This window comes from Micromonospora sp. NPDC127501 (assembly GCF_040302185.1).
Lineage (GTDB): Bacteria > Actinomycetota > Actinomycetes > Mycobacteriales > Micromonosporaceae > Micromonospora.
The window spans coordinates 1-16,173 of the sequence record NZ_JBEORJ010000024.1 but is presented as its reverse complement, the minus strand read 5'-3'; the positions used below and the strand labels follow the sequence as shown (position 1 = coordinate 16,173).

Genomic DNA, 16,173 nt, shown 5'->3' with positions numbered 1-16,173 from the left:
GCCATCGGCTTTGCGGCGGGTGGTCGCGACCCCGAAGGCCGGTTTGTACCCGTTTGCCGAGCGATCCGGCCGCCCCGGTTGGGTACCGCCACGAGCCCTGCGCCAGGATGGGCGGACACGCAGGTACACCCGAGGAGCCCACGATCGCCAGAAAGCCTCAACCCGAGGGCGGCCAGGCACCGGTCGTCCAGCGCGTCCGCATCCGGTACGCCAAGCGCGGACCGCTGCGATTCACCTCGCACCGGGACTTCGCCCGGGCGTTCGAGCGCGCGCTACGCCGGGCCGCCGTGCCGGTCGCCTTCTCCCAGGGTTTCCACCCGCACCCGAAGATCTCCTACGCCAGCGCGGCCCCGACCGGGGTGGCGAGCGAGGCGGAGTACCTGGAAATCGCCCTTCAGGCGGCCGTCGACCCGGAGGCGTTGCGTGCCGCGCTGGACGCCGCGCTCTCGCCGGGGCTGGACGTCCTGGACGCCGTGATCGCCGAAGGGGGCAATCTGCCGGACCGGATCGAGGCGTCGCACTGGCACATCGAGTTGCCTGAGGTCGACACGGCGGTGCTGCGCGCCGCGGTGGACGCTTTCGTCGCGGCCGAGGAGGTGCTGGTCGAGCGGATGACCAAGCAGGGTCGACGCACTTTCGACGCCCGAGCCGCCGTGATATCGATCGATGTCCAACTGCCTACGCCGACGCCTTCCGGGGCACCGGCCGTACCGTGTGCGATACTCGAACTGGTCGTGCGGCAGGTCACCCCGTCCGTACGGCCCGATGACGTCCTTTCCGGCCTCCGCGTGGTGGCCGACCTGGAGCCGCCGGTTTCGCCGAGGGTGACCCGGCTGGCTCAGGGCACGTTGACCGCGCAGGGTGCGATCGTGGATCCGTTGGATGCGGACCGCGACGGGGCAGCCATCGTTGGGCACTGACCGACGGTCGGTGTTCTGGCAGGCAGACTTCGGCGGTCGCGCACCACGCGCGCCCGGCGGAAACACTTTTGCGGCGACCCTGCGTGGCAGCGCTCACCCGCGCCCGGGCTAGCCAGAACTGGAGAACGTCCATGCTCGAGAACGAGCCCGAGGGCGGCGAACGGACCGGTTCACAGCCGTCCGGTGAAACCGCCGACCAGAGCACCACGGCCGACGGCGCCGCCGTCGAGACCTCCACCACGGCCGTCGGTTCGGCCTCGGTGGAACCGGCCGGCGCGGAGAGCGCTCCAGCTGAGGCCGCCGAACCGGCCGCGCCGGTCCGGCGCACCCGGGCGACCCGTCGTCGGGCCGCTCCGCTCAACCAGCCCGAGCAGACCGACGCCCCGATCGAGGCGCCCACCGGTGGCGCCGGCAACGTCGAGTCGCCGCAGGCGGAGGTCTTCGCCCCGGTCTCCGGCGACCTGGACGTCGCACCGAAGACTCCCCGGCGCCGCCGCAAGGCCACCCCGGTCGAGACGACCGCTGAGGAGCCGCTGGTAGCCGCCGCTGCGGAGGAGGCCTCGGCCGAGGTGGTGCCGCCGGTCAAGGTGACCCGTACCCGGCGCAAGAAGGCCACACCGGCGGCCGTCGAAGAGCCGCCCGCCACCGAGCAGCCGGCCGCCGTCGACGAGTCGCCCGCAGTCGAGGAGCCGGTCGCCGAGGAGTCGGACGTCACCGAGGAGCCGGCGGAGTCCGACCTGCGTGAGGCCGAGGCCGAGTTGAACGACTCCCCGGCTCTGCCGGGCACGTCCGCCGCCGATCTGGCCTGGAGCAGCGGCGCGCAGGACCGCTCCGGCGAGGTGCCACCGGGGGTGGCCGTCTCCGGTGTGACAGCCGAGCCGGCCGAGATCGAGCCGGAGCAGCCGCGTACCCGTCGTCGGCGCGCCGCGCTCTCCGCGCCCACCGTGCTGTTCATGGCACCCCAACCGGACGCCGTGCCGGTGACCCGACCAGCGGAGCCCGCCGCGGCGACCGAGGAGCCGGCCGTCGAGGAGGCCGCCGAGCCGTCCCGCCGCCGTCGGCGTGGTCGCCGCGAGGTCGAGCCGGTGGAGCCGATCGAGGCCATCGAGGCCGAAGAGGAGCCGACCGAGGAGGCCGACGAGGCCGCCGAGGCGGATGAGGACGACGAGGACAGCGCCGCCGCGCGCCGCCGCCGCCGGCGTGGTCGCCGCGGCCGGGGCCGGGGCAAGGGCGGGGCCGACGACGCCGAGGACGAGGAGTCCGAGGAAGCGGCGCAGGCCGACGAGGAAGAGACCGCCGAGGCAGAGGCCGAGGCCGACGAGGACGAGGAGTCCGAGGGCGGGGACGGTCTGACCCGTCGTCGCCGTCGCCGTCGTCGTCGTGGCGCGGGTGACACCGAGGGCGCGGCGGACGACGGCGTGCCGACCGTGGTGAAGATCCGCGAGCCGCGCCGGACCGTCGACGAGGTGCAGGGTGTGTCCGGCTCGACCCGGCTGGAGGCCAAGCGCCAGCGCCGCCGGGACGGTCGGGAGCAGCGCCGTACCCGCCCGCCGATCCTCAGCGAGTCGGAGTTCCTGGCGCGCCGGGAGGCCGTCGACCGGGTGATGGCGGTCCGCCAGCGTGGTGACCGTACCCAGATCGCCGTCCTGGAGGACGGCGTGCTGGTCGAGCACTACGTCACCCGCAACTCCTCCGGGACGATGGCCGGCAACGTGTACCTCGGCAAGGTGCAGAACGTGCTGCCGAGCATGGAGGCCGCGTTCGTCGACGTCGGTCGGGGCCGCAACGCCGTGCTGTACGCCGGTGAGGTCAACTGGGACACCTCCGGGCTGGAGGGGCGGGCCCGCTCGATCGAGCAGGCGCTGCGCTCCGGCGACTCGGTGCTGGTCCAGGTCACCAAGGACCCGATCGGGCACAAGGGCGCACGGCTGACCAGCCATATCGCGCTCTCGGGCCGGCACCTGGTCTACGTGCCCAACGGCAACGCCTCCGGGATCAGCCGCAAGCTGCCGGACAACGAGCGCAAGCGGCTGCGGGACGTGCTCAAGAAGCTCGTCCCGGACGGCGCGGGCGTGATCGTCCGGACGGCCGCCGAGGGCGCCACCGAGGACGAGCTGGCCCGCGACGTCAAGCGGCTCCAGGCGCAGTGGGAGGACATCCAGGCCAAGGCCGCCGAGGGTGGCGCTCCGGTGCTGCTCTACGGCGAGCCCGACCTGGTCATCCGGGTGGTCAGGGACCTGTTCAACGAGGACTTCCGCGAGCTGGTGATCGAGGGCGAGCAGTCGTACGACATGGTCGAGTCGTACCTGTCGCACGTCTCCCCGGACCTGGTCGACCGGGTGCGCCGGCACGTCGGCACGAGCGACGTCTTCGCCGAGTACCGGATCGACGAGCAGATCATCAAGGGCCTGGACCGCAAGGTCTTCCTGCCCTCCGGCGGCTCGCTGGTGATCGACCGCACCGAGGCGATGACGGTCGTCGACGTCAACACCGGCAAGTACACCGGCTCCGGCGGCAACCTGGAGGAGACCGTCACCCGCAACAACCTGGAGGCGGCGGAGGAGATCGTCCGTCAGCTCCGGCTGCGGGACATCGGCGGCATCGTCGTGATCGACTTCATCGACATGGTGCTGGAGTCGAACCGTGAGCTGGTGCTGCGCCGGCTCACCGAGTGCCTGGGCCGGGACCGCACCAAGCACCAGGTCACGGAGATCACGTCGCTCGGCCTGGTGCAGATGACCCGCAAGCGGATCGGCGCGGGCCTGCTGGAAGCGTTCAGCGAGACCTGCGAGTGCTGCAAGGGCCGGGGCGTCATCATCCACACCGAGCCGGTGCCGGAGAAGCCGCGTCCCGCCGGTGCGGGGGAGAAGGTCAAGGCGGTCGCCTCGGCGGCGGCTCCCGCTCCGGCGGCCGAGCAGCCGGCCACCGCGTCCCGCCGCCGGGCGCGCAAGAACGCCCCGGCCGCGGCCGAGCGGACCTCGGTCGAGGTCGTCGACACCGACACCACGGCCGAGCCGGACGCCGACTACCAGGACACCATGGGCTACGACCTGTCTCGCTACGAGTCAGACACCGCCGCCGCACCGGCGATCTCCGACGCTCAGCAGGGCGAGTCGGCTCGGCTGGCCGCGGCGGACGACCCGGACGCGCTCGCTGACGGTGAGGGCGACGAGGAGACCACCGAGGGTGGTGGCGGCCGTCGCCGGTCGCGTCGCGGTGGCGCCCGTCGGCGGACCCGCCCCTGAGCGCCTGACCGGCCACGTGTTTGACGAGGTCCCTCTCCCGGCAAAGTGACGGGAGAGGGACCTCGCCGTTGTGGCCACCCGGCCCTCGATCGGCCGTCCCAGGTCAGGAGAAGAAGATGCGCCGTCTGCTCGCGGTCACCGCGCTGCTCACCATGCTCTCCGTCGCGGCCGGCTGCTCCGCCGGTGGGACCGCCGAGGGCGCTGGCTCAGCGGCCGCCGGCACCTCTCCGGGACCGACCGGCATGCCGGCCAGCAGCGGTGTGGCGGGCGGCAACGCCACCCAGGTCTGCGCCGCCGCGCAGGAGGCCAGCACCACTGCCGTCCGGACGTACGTGGCGGAGCTGGGCCAGATGCTCGCGGCGGTGGGCGCCGGGGACAGCCGCACGGCCGAGGCCGCCCGGGGACGGGCCGAGGCGGCGCTGGCGAACTGGCGGACCGTGCTGCGGGAGCAGTCGGAGCGGACCGACGATCCGCAGCTCAAGACGCTGCTCACCGACCTCGGCACCGAGGTTTCCGCGCTCGGTGCCGACGTCGAGTCGATCGACGAGACCGAACTCGACCGGCTCCAGCAGCGCCTCGACCAGCTCTGCACACGCTGACCAGGGCGGGCCGGTTTGGGGTCCGGGCCAGCGATGGCGTACTCTTGCCTGCGGCCCACCTTTGGTGTGCCGAGTTCCCGTGTGCCCGCGCCGCCGTGCACTGCTACCCGGCGAGCCGCTGCGGGAACGACCGCCAGCAGCCTCAACGACAGGGAGTCCGCCTCCGATGTACGCGATCGTCAAGACCGGCGGCAAGCAGTACAAGGTCGCCGAGGGCGACGTGATCGAGGTCGAGAAGCTCACCGGTGCCCCCGGTGACGCGGTGAAGCTCACCGCGGTGCTCCTCGTCGACGGTGACGACCTGGTGACCGACGCGGCGAAGCTTGCCGAGGTCGCGGTGTCCGGCGAAATCGCCGCGCACACCAAGGGCCCGAAGATCCGGATCCACAAGTTCAAGAACAAGACCGGCTACCACAAGCGCCAGGGTCACCGCCAGCCGTTGACCCAGGTCAAGGTGACCGGCATCTCCAGCGGGAAGTAGGTCGTCCTCCAATGGCTCACAAAAAGGGTGCGTCCAGCTCGCGTAACGGTCGTGACTCCGCGGCCCAGCGACTCGGCGTGAAGCGCTTCGGTGGTCAGGTCGTCAGCGCCGGTGAGATCATCATCCGGCAGCGTGGCACCAAGTTCCACCCCGGTGACCTGGTCGGCCGTGGCGGCGACGACACGCTGTTCGCGCTGTCCGCCGGTTCGGTCCTGTTCGGCACCAAGCGCGGTCGCAAGACCGTCAGCATCGTTCCGCAGCAGTAGTTCTCGGGCTAAGCGGGCCGCGGACCTCCGGGTCCCGGCCCGCTTAGCCTTTTTCGCGAAGTGCGAGGGTGGACCTCGCTGGAAGGATTGACGCCGTGGCAACGTTCGTTGACCGGGTCGTTCTGCATCTGCAGGCCGGCGATGGCGGGCACGGTTGTGTCTCGATTCACCGCGAGAAGTTCAAGCCCTTCGGCGGGCCGGACGGCGGCAACGGTGGGCACGGGGGCAGCGTGTCCCTGGTGGTCGACCCGCAGGTGACCACGCTGCTCGACTTCCACTTCCACCCGCACGTCAAGGCCGACAACGGCAAGGGCGGCGCCGGCTCGAACCGGGACGGGGCCAACGGCCGCAACCTGGTGCTCAAGGTGCCCAACGGCACCGTGGTGCAGACCACCGACGGCACCGTGCTGGCCGACATGGTCGGCGCCGGCACCACCTTCGAGGTCGCCCGCGGTGGGCGCGGCGGGCGGGGCAACGCCTCGCTGGCCAACGCCAAGCGCAAGGCGCCCGGCTTCGCCGAGCTGGGGGAGCCCGGCGACCAACTGGACATCGTGCTGGAGCTGAAGAGCGTCGCCGATGTGGGCCTGGTGGGCTTCCCGTCCGCCGGCAAGTCGTCGCTGATCTCGGTGATCTCCGCCGCGAAGCCGAAGATCGCCGACTACCCGTTCACCACCCTGGTGCCCAACCTCGGCGTGGTCCGGATGGACAACCACACCTTCACCGTCGCGGACGTGCCGGGCCTGATCCCCGGCGCGGCCAACGGTAAGGGCCTGGGCCTGGAGTTCCTGCGGCACATCGAGCGCTGCGCCGTGCTGGTGCACGTCATCGACTCGGCGACCCTGGAGCCCGGCCGTGACCCGGTGGCCGACATCGACGCCATCGAGGCCGAGCTGAGCCAGTACGGCGGCCTGACCGACCGCCCACGGCTGGTCGCCATCAACAAGGTCGACGTGCCGGACGGCCGCGACCTCGCCGAGATCGTGCGCCCCGACCTGGAGGAGCGCGGTTACCAGGTGTTCGAGGTCTCCGCGGCCACCCGGGAAGGGCTCAAGGAGCTGACCTACGCGATGGCCGAGCTGGTCGACGCAGAGCGTAAGGCCGCTCCGCCCGCCGAGCCGACCCGGATCGTGATCCGCCCCATCGCCGTGGACGACGACGGTTTCACCATCTCGGCCGAGGCGGACGGCTCGTTCACCGTGCGCGGTGTGCGGCCGGAACGCTGGGTCAAGCAGACCAACTTCGACAACGACGAGGCGGTCGGCTACCTGGCTGACCGGCTGGCCCGGCTCGGGGTGGAGGACAAGCTGGCCAAGGCCGGCGCGCAGCCCGGTGATCTGGTCCGGATCGGCGCGCGGGAGTTCGACTGGCAGCCGACGCTCTTCGCCGGTGTGGACTTCGTACCCGGCAACCGGGGCACCGACGTCCGTCTGGAGGAGAAGTCGAACCGGGCTTCCGCCGCGGATCGGCTCGCCGCCCGGAAGGCTCGCCGGGTGCGGTCGGCCGACGATCTGGGCGCGGACGCGTCCGACGACGACATCGACGACGAGGACGACGCCGAGTAGTTCGTTGCGCTCCGTGGTGGGGTTGATTTCCGGAAACCTCCCCGAAATCCACGCGTCCTAGCGTGGGGTGATGCTGATCGAGTCCCGGCCTGCCACCGATCCGGAGATCGCCGCCATGGTCATCGCGCAGCAGCGTGAGCTGCGCGAGGCCGATGGTGGGTTGGACGGGCAGGTCTTCGTCCCCCATGACGACGTCCGCTACCTGGCGGTGGTGGTGAACGGTCGGGCGGTCGCCTGCGGCGGGCTCCAGGCGCTCGACGCCGACACCGGCGAGGTCAAGCGGATGTACGTCCGGCCCGCGTACCGGGGGCGGGGGATCGGTCGTCAGTTGCTCGCCGCGCTGGAGGAGTGCGCGTTCCGGCAGGGGCACGCGGTCGTCTGCCTGGAGACGGGCACCTATCTGCCGGCCGCTATCGCCTTGTACACCGCGTGTGGCTACCAGCAGATCCCGGTCTACGGCGAGTACGTGGGCAACCCGTACAGCGTCTGTTTCGCCAAGCGGTTGCCCGTCGCGGCCTGACGGCCGCGTCGTCGCCGCCGCGTCGTCGTTTCAGGCGCCGGTGCTGGCGTGTTCGACGGTCACCGGCTTCGACTCCGGCGAGGCGTGCTGGCGCAGCACGATGCTCAGCAGGATCAGCGCGCCGACCGCGAGAAACTCGCTCTGCCAGTTCTGCATGGACTGGAACCAGAAGTCGCTGGTGCCGAGGAACTCCCACACCCCGATCGGCGGCGCCCCGCTCTGGAGCGCCTGCTCCTGGTTGTAGGCGGCGGTGCCGCCGAGCAGGTGACCGACGAACGAACCGGCGAAGATCAGCAGCAGCGCGAGGGAGAGGCTGTTCCGGTAGATCACCAGCGGCAGGCCGCCGGCGCGTACCGGCCAGGGTGACTGCGGGGTCGCCCGGCGCTCGTCGTCCTCCGGGCGGTCGGTCTGGTCCATTGGCTTCGACTCGGCCGAGCCCCGCTGCACCAGGTACGCGGTGAGCAGCACGTACCCGCCCATCTGGAGGAACTCGGATTCCCAGTTCTCGAAGACCGCCTCGGCGAAGTGCCCGGTGGTCAGGTACGCGGACCAGCTCAGCGGCGCGGCCCCGAACTCGGTCAGCTCCTCGTTGTGGGTCTGCCACCCGAAGACGCTCTGCAACACCAGAAAGACCAGGAACGCCCCCAGCATCGCGACGGCCAGGGCGTTGTCACGCAGCCAACGAGGCATGATCGCACCTCCTTCGCCGGTCGATTTACCCCTGCGGGCGTGACCGCGAAACCACAGAAGTCCAGTTCAGTGCCGGTCGGCGGGGCTGTCCAGGCGTCCGCCGGTGCCGGCCTGGTTCGACAGCAGCAGCCCGAGCGCGAGCATGCCGAAGCCGAGCGCGAGGTGCAGCCAGTTGTCGGCGTCGTTGACCGGCAGGATGTTCGCCCCGCCCTCCGGATTGACCGCCTCGATCCCCAGGCCGTACAGCCAGAGAGCGAGGTAGATCGCGCCACCGGCGGCCAGGAAGACGCGGGCGCCGGCGACGCTGCGGGCCAGCACCAGGCCGACCAACCCGAAGAGCAGGTGCACCGCGTTGTGCAGGATCGACACCTGGAACAGCCCGAGCAGGCGGGCGTCCGAGTGGTGCCCGGCGAACCGCAGCTCGCCGTAGTCGGTGGTGATGCCGGGGATGAAGCCGAGGACGCCGATCAACAGGAAGACCCCGGCCACGACCAGCGCGGCCAGCTGGACCCGGGGACGTGGGCCAGCCGCTCGGCCGCCTCGTGCGTCTCGTGCCATCGCTGCCCCCTCCGTGGATCTACCGGCCTCGCGAACCTCACTGTCCGCAGCGGCGACGTGACGCAGCCCGACGATCCTCCATTTTGAAGACCAACCGGTGGGCCGCGCAGATAAATGCACGAAGAGGTATGGAAGCCAAAACGGAGGGTAGGTGAATGGTCAGCGGCGGCAGCAACGCGTCGCATCCCCCCAGCACAACCGCGACGACTTTCTGAGCGGAAGGGAAATCATGACTTACGATCTTTCACCTACGTCTTCCACGTACGGGCAGCAGTCGACCAACGGCGGTGGCGTCCGCGACCAGGCGCGCCAGGTCGGGTCGGAGGCCGCGCAGGCGGGTGGCGCGGTCGCCCAGACCGCCAAGGAGCAGGGCACCGAGGTTGGCCGTGAGGCGGCCCGGCAGGCCCGCAACCTGTACGGCGAGGCCCGCAACCAGCTCGCCAGCCAGACCGGTGAGCAGCAGCGCCGAGCCGCCGGTGGGCTGCGTTCGCTGGCCGACGAGATGCGCTCGATGGCCGAGCAGGGTGGCCAGGCCGGCCCGGTGAGCGAGCTGGCCCGCCAGGCCGCCGACCGGGTGCACGGCGTCGCCGGTTGGCTCGAGGAGCGCGAGCCCGGCGACCTGATCACCGAGGTACGCGACTACGCGCGGCGTAACCCCGGCACCTTCCTGGTCGGCGCGGCGGTGCTCGGTGTGCTGGCCGGCCGGCTGACCCGTGGCATCTCGGCCGCCGGCGACGACTCCGGCAACGGTTCCTCGACGTTCCGGGGTGCCGGAGCGTACGACCCGGAGCAGACCGCCGTGATCCCGACGCCGCCGCCGGCGCCCCGCGCGGTGCCGGACGCCGTTCCGCCGGGCGGCTACCTCGACCCCACCCCTGGTACGCACACCCCGCCGACGTCCGGTGGCTACACCGACCAGACGCCCGGTACCTACGCCGACCCGGCGCCCGGCGGCTCCGCCGACCCGGGCCAGGGCGACTACCCGGAGCACTCCGGCACCGGCCAGCCGCTGCCTCCGGTGACCCAGACCGACCCGCTGCCGGGCGTTCCGTCCAGCGGCAGCCCTCGCCCGTGAGCCGCCGAGTCATCCGAAGGGAGGCGACGGCATGAGCATGCCGACGCAGGGGTCCGGACTGGACTCCGGTTACCACCCTGACGCGGGTGCCCCGCACACCGCGTCGGAGGTGAAGGGCAGCTCGCTGGGTGACCTGATGCGTCAGGTCACCACCGACCTGTCGACGCTGATGCGTCAGGAGGTCGAGCTGGCCAAGGCCGAGATCCGCCAGGAGGGCAAGAAGGCCGGCAAGGCCGCGGGCCTCTTCGGCGGTGCCGGCTTCGGCGGCTACATGGTGGCCCTCTTCGTGTCCATCGCCGTATGGCAGTTCCTGGACAACGTCATGGACTCCGGCCTGGCCGCGCTGATCGTGGCCGTGATCTGGGCCGTGGTCGCCGCGGTCCTCTACTCGAAGGCCAAGAAGAACGCCCAGCACGTACGCGGGCTCAAGCAGACCAACGACAGCGTGCAGCGGATCCCCGACGCGCTCAAGCCGCACCCGGAGGGAGTCACCCGATGAGCACCGATCCCGATCAGATCCGCCGGGAGATCGAAGCCACCCGTAACAGCCTCAGCTCCGATGTGGATGCGCTGGCGTACAAGGTCAGCCCGAGCCGCATCGTCGACGACCGTAAACAGCGGGCCCGTTCCGCTCTGCAGAATGTGAGGGACAAGGTCATGGGAACCGCGTCTGACCTCGGCCACGGCACCGGCCAGGCCGCCCACTCGGTGGGTGACCGCGCCTCGTCGGCGGCCTCCAGCGTCAGCGACGCCGCGCACTCGGCGGCGACCACTGTCAGCGACGCCGCGCACAGCGCGCCGCGGGTGATCCGGCAGAAGTCCCAGGGCAACCCTCTCGCCGCCGGCCTGATCGCGTTCGGGGTCGGCTGGCTGGCCTCGTCGCTGATCCCGGCCTCCCGCCGCGAGCAGCAGGCCGCCACCCAGGTGAAGGCCAAGGTCAGCGAGCACAGCGGGGCCGTGAAGGAGAAGCTGAGCGAGGTGGCCAGCGAGCTGCGCGAGCCGGCCCAGCAGGCCGCCGAGTCGGTGAAGTCCACCGCTCAGGACGCCGTGCACGCGGTCAAGGACGACACGAAGTCCGCCGCCCACCAGGTCAAGGACCACGCCACCCCCTGACCACCCCCCAACCAGCACGACAGCTCGCGGTCACCCTCCGGTGGCCGCGAGCTGTCGCATTGGGGTCAGCGCCGATCTTGCGGTTTCGGCTGGGGTTCTGTGGGTCTACCGACGGTTCTGCCCCGACCGGAAGTGCAGGATCGCGGGGAGCCGTGGGTTGCGCGGGGCGGGGTTGGCGGCTCGGCGGATCCGGGTGTCGCCGTAGCGGACGCCGCCCAGCAGGAGGCGTTGGGCGACCGCGAGCCAGCCGCACACGCCGCGTTCCAGCAGCCAGAATGGGGCCGCCAGTGCCGTGGCCGGCGGGAACACCCGGGTGCCGCCGGCGCGGCGGCGACCCGTCTCGGCCAGGGCGACGACACCGGCCGCCGCGCCGACCAGCAGCCCGGGGCGGCGCGACGCGACCGCCGCGGCCAGCGCCGGCAGCACCGCGAGCGCGGTCAGCAGGCGAGCCGGCTGAGCCAGATCGTCGTACGCCTGACGGACCCGTTGACCACGGAAATGCGCGGCCTCCGGAGGCAGTCGGCGGACGTACAGCCAGGCCGGGGCGGCCTCGGTGCCGCCGTACCCGCGCACCGTGCGGATCAGCTCCAGGTTCTCGAAGAGCACGTCCGGGTCGTACCCGCCCATGGCGAGGAAGGTGCTGCGCCGCACGGCGAGGGTGCCCGGGTAGTCCGCCCCGAGCGCCCGGTTGAGCAGCGTGCGGCCGGTGTCCCACCAGGCGTGCCAGGGCAGTGGGTCGAAGTAGTTCTGCGGTCGTACCAGATCGGCCCTGCCCAGCAGCCGGTGTACCGCGCTCAGCGCGGACTCGTCGTACCGGACGTCGTCGTCGGCGATCACCACGTGCTCGTGACCGGCGGCGCGGACGCCGGTGTGTACGCCCAGCACCTTGCCGTTGAGCCCACGCTCTCTCGGATCCGGTGGGAGGTGCCGGACGAACCCCCGCCACGCCTCGGCATGGCGGGCGAAGAGGGGCGGAGGGGAGCCGTCGACCACGAGCACCTCCACCCGGTGACCGAGCCAGCGCAGGTAGTCGGTCAGCTCGGCCAGGCCGGTGTCGGTGTGCCACCGCAGCGGCAGCACGTACGTCATCGGTAGGCGGACCGGCGATGTGCCGGCGCCCTCGGGCGCGACCGCCCACCGGCGGGTGGCGCACCGGGCGTCTTCGGTAGGGCTGAACGAGGACATGGCAACTCCGTGGCGGACAGGGTCGCGGTCGGTGTCGAGCAGCATCTGCCCGCATTTCCGTCGATCAAACAGCGGGTCGTTTCGACTGCCGAACCCCGGGTAGCGCTGCCCCTGAGAGCTGTCCATGCCCGGTTGTCCGGGTGGAGGAGATAGACGTGATGACCAACAACGGAACCAGGTGGGCGCTGCTCGGCGTCACCGCGGCGACGGCGGTCGGCGTGGGGCGGGCGGTGGCACGCCGTCGGCATCGGCATCAGCCGGAGCGACAGGACGGTTGGTACGTGGTGCGTCGCGGGGTGACGGTGGACCGGTCCCGGGACGAGGTGATCGGTTTCTGGACCGACCGCGAACGGCTGGACCGCGCGCTGGCCGGGTGGGCCACGTTGCAGCAGCTCGACGAGCGGCGTTGGCGGTGCGTGGCCCGCGACCGGGCCGGCGGTGAGACGCAGTGGCAGGCCGAGATCGACGTCGAGGGGACGGGCACCCTGCGGTGGCGGGTCGAGGACGGGCCGATGCCGCAGCTGGGACGGATCGAGCTGACCGAAGCACCCCAGGGCCGGGGCACGGAGATCCGGGCCGAGCTGCGCTACCGCTCCGGTCCGGTGCGTCGGTTGGCCGGCCTGGTCGGGGGCGATGAGCCGGACCTGGCGCTGCGGGACGCGTTGCGGCGGGTGAAGGCGCTGATCGAGTGTGGCCAGGTGGTGGACACCCGGGACGACCCGTCCGGCCGGAGCCCCGCCCAGGAGAAGACGACCGACAAGGTGCGGGAGAAGCTGATGACGGGAGGACGGGCGTGAGGGCGCTCTGCTGGGAAGGCGTCGGCAAGCTGGCCGTCCGGGACGTGCCGGAGCCCCAGATCCGCGCCGAGGGGGACATCGTCGTTCGGGTCCGGGCCAGCAGCGTCTGCGGCTCCGACCTGCATCTGATCAACGGGTACCTGCCGGCGATGCGGGAGGGGGACATCCTCGGCCACGAGTTCATGGGCGAGGTGGTGGAGACCGGGCCCGGCGTACGGCGGCACCGGGTCGGCGACCGGGTGGTGGTGGGGTCGGTGGTCGCCTGCGGTAGCTGTTGGTACTGCCGGACCGAGCAGTACTCGCTCTGCGACAACTCCAATCCGCAACCGGTGTTCACCGAGAAGCTGTGGGGGCACTCGCCGGCCGGCATCCTGGGCTACTCGCACGCCGCAGGCGGCTACTCGGGATCACACGCCGAGTACATCCGGGTGCCGTTCGGCGACGTCGGCGCCTTCGCCGTACCCGACGGGGTGCCGGACGACTCGGTGGTGTTCGCCTCCGACGCGATGCCCACCGGGTGGATGGCGGCGGACTTCTGCGGGCTCACCGGTGGCGAGGTGGTGGCCGTCTGGGGTGCCGGCGGAGTCGGTCAGATGGCGGCCCGTTCGGCGCAACTCCTGGGCGCCGAGCGGGTCATCATGATCGACCGATTCCCGGATCGGCTCAAGACCGCCACCGAACGGATCGGGGTCGAGACGATCAACTACGCGGAGACCGACGTACTGGAGGCGCTGCGTGAGCTGACCGCCGGACGCGGGCCGGACGCCTGCATCGAGGCCGTCGGCATGGAGTCGCACGACGTCGGACCGACCTACGCGTACGACCGGGTGAAGCAGGCGGCGCGGTTGCAGACCGACCGCCCTACCTCGGTCCGCCAGGCGATCATGGCGTGCCGCAAGGGCGGCACGGTGAGCATCGTCGGTGTGTACGCCGGTCTGGTCGACAAGTTTCCGCTCGGCGCGGCCATGAACAAGGCACTGGTGCTGCGGATGGGGCAGATGCACGCGCAGCGCTACATCCCGATGCTGCTCGACCGGCTCGCCGCCGGCGAGATCGACCCCGGTTATCTGGCCACCCACCCGCTCTCCCTGGAGCAGGGCGCCCAGGGGTACGAGCTGTTCGAGAAGAAGGAGGACGGCTGTCTGCGCAGCGTCCTGCACCCCTGACGGCTGGGCGTACCCGCCTCGCCGGTCGCTGCGATCGGCGGGGCGGGGTCAGCCGGCGCGACGGACGTTGGTGATCGTCAGCCCGAGGGTGGCAGGGCGGGCATCCGGTGCAGATCCAGGGCCAGGTTCTGGACGGGAACGTCGTAGCGCATGGTGGTGACGAGGTTGGTGACCGCCCGCTTCATCAGGTCGATGGTGATCCACTCGCCGGCGCAGCGGTGCCCGGCCCAGTGGTCGCCGCCGCCCTGCGGGATCAGTTCGAACGGGTCGACCCGGCGGTCGGCGAACCGCTCCGGGCGAAACAGCTCCGGTTGCGGCCAGAGCGTCGGGTGGTGGTTGGTGCCGTAGAGGTCGAGCAGCACCCGCCGGCCGCGCGGAAAGTGGTGGCCCTGCCAGTCGAAGGACCGCCGGACCCGGGCCGCCGCGATCGGGAAGAACGGGTAGTAGCGGCGTACTTCCTGGACGAAGTGCTCGGTGGCCTCGTCGTCGTCGCGGACTCGTTCCCGCCAGGCCGGATGGTCGTGCAGGGCGAGCGCGGCGAAGGTCATGTACTGGTCGACGGCGACCACCGGGCGCAGCACGTTGAGCAGCTCCACCGCCGCGATCCGTCGGGGGAGGAGGTCGCCGCGCCCGTCCCGGTGTTCGGCGATCACGGCGAGGGCGCTGCCGGCCGGCGCCGGCGCGAAACCGACCCGGGTGCGGTCGATGAGGTCGGCGAGCCAGCGTTCGGCGCGGTACCGGGCCAGCCGTCCCCGCCAGTGCCGGGGTCCCAGCACGGCCGGAGCCTCGATCATGGCGTGCAGCTCGACGGCGCGGCGCTCGACCTGCGACGCGGGCAGCGGCACCCCGGCCCAGGCACAGACCACCCGGGTCAGCGCCCGGCCCAGCTCGTCGTAGAGCGACACCGGGCCGGCGCCCTCCCAGGCCGCGACCCGGGTCCGCCACTCGTCGTCGAAGAGCTGGCCGAGCCGCTGGATCGCCGCGGGCGTCATGATCGACATGAACATTGCCTTGCGGTCGGAGTGCTCCGGCCCGTCCAGCCCCTGCACCCCGCCCCGCCCGGTCAGGGTTCGCTGCACCCGCAACGGCATCGCGGTGGCGCGCTGGAAGCGGTCGTTGTCGTAGAACAGCTCCGCCGCCGGCCGGCCGCGAAGGCAGATGGTCGGGGCGAGCAGGATCCGGGTCTTGAAGACGTCGCTGCCGTACCGCTCGCAGCGCTCGCCGATGAACCGGTAACCGGCGCGGAGCAGCGCGAGGGTGCTGTCCGGGCTGCGGTCGGCCGGCATGGTCGCCATCGGGTCTCCCTCACGCGCAGGTGCGGCTGGTCGCCGTTTGCCGGTGCGCTTACCCCCGTCCACGCCGCTGAACCCCGCCCGGCTGGCCCCTCCCAGGGGCGGCGGAACCTGGTTTGCTGCTGGTGGGACGAGCACGGGGAGGGCGGATGCGCGACAACAGATCACCGCACTGGCGGCAGCGGCGAGCGGCCGGGGCACTCGGCGGCGGCCGTGACGGGCGGTCACTGATCGGGCCGCCGCGGCGGCCCACCCGTCCGCACCGGTTCTTCACGGTGCATCTGGGCTTCACCGCGCCTGACCCGGCCGAGGCCCGCGAGCTGGCCGTGGCGTACGCGGAGGCGCTGAGTCTGCTCCGCTCGGAGGTGGCACTCGGTGCGGCGGCCCTGTCACCGGCGGACGCCTGGCAGCGGGCCGAGCGGCTGTTCTGCGGCGCTGTCGGCCCGGACGGCGAACGCTGCGTCGACGTGGCCGACCATCCGGGCTTCCACCACGCCCCGGGCCCGGGTGGCCTCGGCTGGGGCGACGGCGACGGCCCCGCCGATGGCTGACCACCAGTCCCGGGTGGCCGATCCGGGGGTGCGCCGGCCGACCCGCCAGCGTGGCCGTGCCGGCTGGCGTCCTCGATGGCGGCCTTCAACATGGGCGTCTACTACCTGCTCGCCACGGTGACCGAGTGGCGGGTGTTCTACCGGTTCACCGTG

The 16,173-nt window shown here is 71.8% G+C and carries 17 protein-coding genes; 13 read left to right on the top strand and 4 right to left on the bottom strand.

Features of this window, described 5'->3' with window-relative positions:
• Nucleotides 1–107: 107 nt before the first annotated feature.
• The 7 genes from ABTW72_RS32220 (at nucleotide 108) to ABTW72_RS32190 (ending at nucleotide 7,593) form a co-directional block, all read left to right on the top strand.
• Entirely contained in the window at nucleotides 108–920 is an 813-nt protein-coding gene (locus ABTW72_RS32220; protein WP_112586001.1) for a TIGR03936 family radical SAM-associated protein, read from the top strand.
• 131 nt (nucleotides 921–1,051) lie between these two features.
• Nucleotides 1,052–4,165, top strand: coding sequence for an Rne/Rng family ribonuclease (locus tag ABTW72_RS32215; RefSeq protein WP_350865544.1), 3,114 nt, complete (start codon nucleotides 1,052–1,054; stop codon nucleotides 4,163–4,165).
• A 116-nt stretch (nucleotides 4,166–4,281) separates the two neighbouring features.
• The gene (locus ABTW72_RS32210) at nucleotides 4,282–4,764 is read left to right on the top strand and encodes a hypothetical protein (RefSeq protein ID WP_350865541.1); all 483 of its coding nucleotides are present in this window, start codon (nucleotides 4,282–4,284) and stop codon (nucleotides 4,762–4,764) included.
• Nucleotides 4,765–4,930: 166 nt separating this feature from the next.
• The gene (rplU, locus tag ABTW72_RS32205; protein WP_007464063.1) at nucleotides 4,931–5,245 is read left to right on the top strand and encodes a 50S ribosomal protein L21; all 315 of its coding nucleotides are present in this window, start codon (nucleotides 4,931–4,933) and stop codon (nucleotides 5,243–5,245) included.
• An 11-nt stretch (nucleotides 5,246–5,256) separates the two neighbouring features.
• Nucleotides 5,257–5,511 (top strand): 50S ribosomal protein L27, encoded by a 255-nt coding sequence (rpmA, locus tag ABTW72_RS32200; protein WP_030491740.1) that lies wholly within the window; start codon nucleotides 5,257–5,259, stop codon nucleotides 5,509–5,511.
• Between the two features lie 95 nt (nucleotides 5,512–5,606).
• The gene (gene obgE, locus ABTW72_RS32195) at nucleotides 5,607–7,073 is read left to right on the top strand and encodes a GTPase ObgE (protein ID WP_350865536.1); all 1,467 of its coding nucleotides are present in this window, start codon (nucleotides 5,607–5,609) and stop codon (nucleotides 7,071–7,073) included.
• 70 nt (nucleotides 7,074–7,143) lie between these two features.
• A complete protein-coding gene (locus ABTW72_RS32190) occupies nucleotides 7,144–7,593 on the top strand; it encodes a GNAT family N-acetyltransferase (protein ID WP_350865533.1) in 450 nt (149 codons plus the stop codon).
• Between the two features lie 30 nt (nucleotides 7,594–7,623).
• Here the strand turns inward: ABTW72_RS32190 and ABTW72_RS32185 are convergent, their stop codons facing one another.
• The gene (locus ABTW72_RS32185) at nucleotides 7,624–8,283 is read right to left on the bottom strand and encodes a DUF6766 family protein (RefSeq protein WP_350865530.1); all 660 of its coding nucleotides are present in this window, start codon (nucleotides 8,281–8,283) and stop codon (nucleotides 7,624–7,626) included.
• A gap of 66 nt (nucleotides 8,284–8,349) precedes the next feature.
• Nucleotides 8,350–8,841 carry a DUF4383 domain-containing protein gene (locus ABTW72_RS32180; protein ID WP_350865527.1) on the bottom strand — a complete coding sequence of 164 codons (492 nt, stop codon included), beginning with the start codon at nucleotides 8,839–8,841 and terminating at the stop codon, nucleotides 8,350–8,352.
• 229 nt (nucleotides 8,842–9,070) lie between these two features.
• Between ABTW72_RS32180 and ABTW72_RS32175 the strand changes: the two genes are divergently transcribed.
• From ABTW72_RS32175 to ABTW72_RS32165, 3 genes are read left to right on the top strand one after another with little or no spacing between them, the layout of a single operon-like run.
• A complete protein-coding gene (locus tag ABTW72_RS32175) occupies nucleotides 9,071–9,916 on the top strand; it encodes a hypothetical protein (RefSeq protein ID WP_350865524.1) in 846 nt (281 codons plus the stop codon).
• Nucleotides 9,917–9,947: 31 nt separating this feature from the next.
• Nucleotides 9,948–10,415 carry a phage holin family protein gene (locus ABTW72_RS32170; protein WP_091409908.1) on the top strand — a complete coding sequence of 156 codons (468 nt, stop codon included), beginning with the start codon at nucleotides 9,948–9,950 and terminating at the stop codon, nucleotides 10,413–10,415.
• The gene (locus tag ABTW72_RS32165) at nucleotides 10,412–11,029 is read left to right on the top strand and encodes a DUF3618 domain-containing protein (protein ID WP_350865522.1); all 618 of its coding nucleotides are present in this window, start codon (nucleotides 10,412–10,414) and stop codon (nucleotides 11,027–11,029) included. The genes ABTW72_RS32170 and ABTW72_RS32165 overlap by 4 nt, the downstream gene beginning before the upstream one ends.
• A gap of 105 nt (nucleotides 11,030–11,134) precedes the next feature.
• Here ABTW72_RS32165 and ABTW72_RS32160 read toward each other — a convergent pair whose 3' ends face one another.
• Nucleotides 11,135–12,214: a glycosyltransferase family 2 protein gene (locus ABTW72_RS32160; protein WP_350865520.1), complete on the bottom strand. Its 1,080-nt coding sequence runs from the start codon at nucleotides 12,212–12,214 to the stop codon at nucleotides 11,135–11,137.
• A gap of 158 nt (nucleotides 12,215–12,372) precedes the next feature.
• On the opposite strand from ABTW72_RS32160, the gene ABTW72_RS32155 reads away from it, so the two are divergent.
• Nucleotides 12,373–13,011, top strand: a complete 639-nt coding sequence (locus ABTW72_RS32155; RefSeq protein ID WP_350865518.1) for an SRPBCC family protein — start codon at nucleotides 12,373–12,375, stop codon at nucleotides 13,009–13,011.
• The gene (locus tag ABTW72_RS32150) at nucleotides 13,008–14,177 is read left to right on the top strand and encodes a zinc-dependent alcohol dehydrogenase (protein WP_350865516.1); all 1,170 of its coding nucleotides are present in this window, start codon (nucleotides 13,008–13,010) and stop codon (nucleotides 14,175–14,177) included. Before ABTW72_RS32155 ends, ABTW72_RS32150 begins: the two co-directional genes overlap by 4 nt.
• A 77-nt stretch (nucleotides 14,178–14,254) precedes the next feature.
• Here ABTW72_RS32150 and ABTW72_RS32145 read toward each other — a convergent pair whose 3' ends face one another.
• Complete coding sequence (locus ABTW72_RS32145; protein WP_350865513.1) at nucleotides 14,255–15,472, bottom strand: cytochrome P450; 1,218 nt, start codon at nucleotides 15,470–15,472, stop codon at nucleotides 14,255–14,257.
• A gap of 146 nt (nucleotides 15,473–15,618) precedes the next feature.
• Between ABTW72_RS32145 and ABTW72_RS32140 the strand changes: the two genes are divergently transcribed.
• Nucleotides 15,619–16,020, top strand: a complete 402-nt coding sequence (locus ABTW72_RS32140) for a hypothetical protein (RefSeq protein WP_350865510.1) — start codon at nucleotides 15,619–15,621, stop codon at nucleotides 16,018–16,020.
• Nucleotides 16,021–16,173: the final 153 nt, after the last annotated feature.

Coding starts and splice junctions, on each gene's coding strand:
- ABTW72_RS32220 (WP_112586001.1), top strand. CDS start 108: ATGGGCGGACACGCAGGTACACCCGAGGAGCCCACGATCGCCAGAAAG.
- ABTW72_RS32215 (WP_350865544.1), top strand. CDS start 1,052: ATGCTCGAGAACGAGCCCGAGGGCGGCGAACGGACCGGTTCACAGCCG.
- ABTW72_RS32210 (WP_350865541.1), top strand. CDS start 4,282: ATGCGCCGTCTGCTCGCGGTCACCGCGCTGCTCACCATGCTCTCCGTC.
- rplU (WP_007464063.1), top strand. CDS start 4,931: ATGTACGCGATCGTCAAGACCGGCGGCAAGCAGTACAAGGTCGCCGAG.
- rpmA (WP_030491740.1), top strand. CDS start 5,257: ATGGCTCACAAAAAGGGTGCGTCCAGCTCGCGTAACGGTCGTGACTCC.
- ABTW72_RS32190 (WP_350865533.1), top strand. CDS start 7,144: ATGCTGATCGAGTCCCGGCCTGCCACCGATCCGGAGATCGCCGCCATG.
- ABTW72_RS32185 (WP_350865530.1), bottom strand. CDS start 8,283: ATGCCTCGTTGGCTGCGTGACAACGCCCTGGCCGTCGCGATGCTGGGG.
- ABTW72_RS32180 (WP_350865527.1), bottom strand. CDS start 8,841: ATGGCACGAGACGCACGAGGCGGCCGAGCGGCTGGCCCACGTCCCCGG.
- ABTW72_RS32175 (WP_350865524.1), top strand. CDS start 9,071: ATGACTTACGATCTTTCACCTACGTCTTCCACGTACGGGCAGCAGTCG.
- ABTW72_RS32170 (WP_091409908.1), top strand. CDS start 9,948: ATGAGCATGCCGACGCAGGGGTCCGGACTGGACTCCGGTTACCACCCT.
- ABTW72_RS32165 (WP_350865522.1), top strand. CDS start 10,412: ATGAGCACCGATCCCGATCAGATCCGCCGGGAGATCGAAGCCACCCGT.
- ABTW72_RS32160 (WP_350865520.1), bottom strand. CDS start 12,214: ATGTCCTCGTTCAGCCCTACCGAAGACGCCCGGTGCGCCACCCGCCGG.
- ABTW72_RS32155 (WP_350865518.1), top strand. CDS start 12,373: ATGACCAACAACGGAACCAGGTGGGCGCTGCTCGGCGTCACCGCGGCG.
- ABTW72_RS32145 (WP_350865513.1), bottom strand. CDS start 15,472: ATGGCGACCATGCCGGCCGACCGCAGCCCGGACAGCACCCTCGCGCTG.
- ABTW72_RS32140 (WP_350865510.1), top strand. CDS start 15,619: ATGCGCGACAACAGATCACCGCACTGGCGGCAGCGGCGAGCGGCCGGG.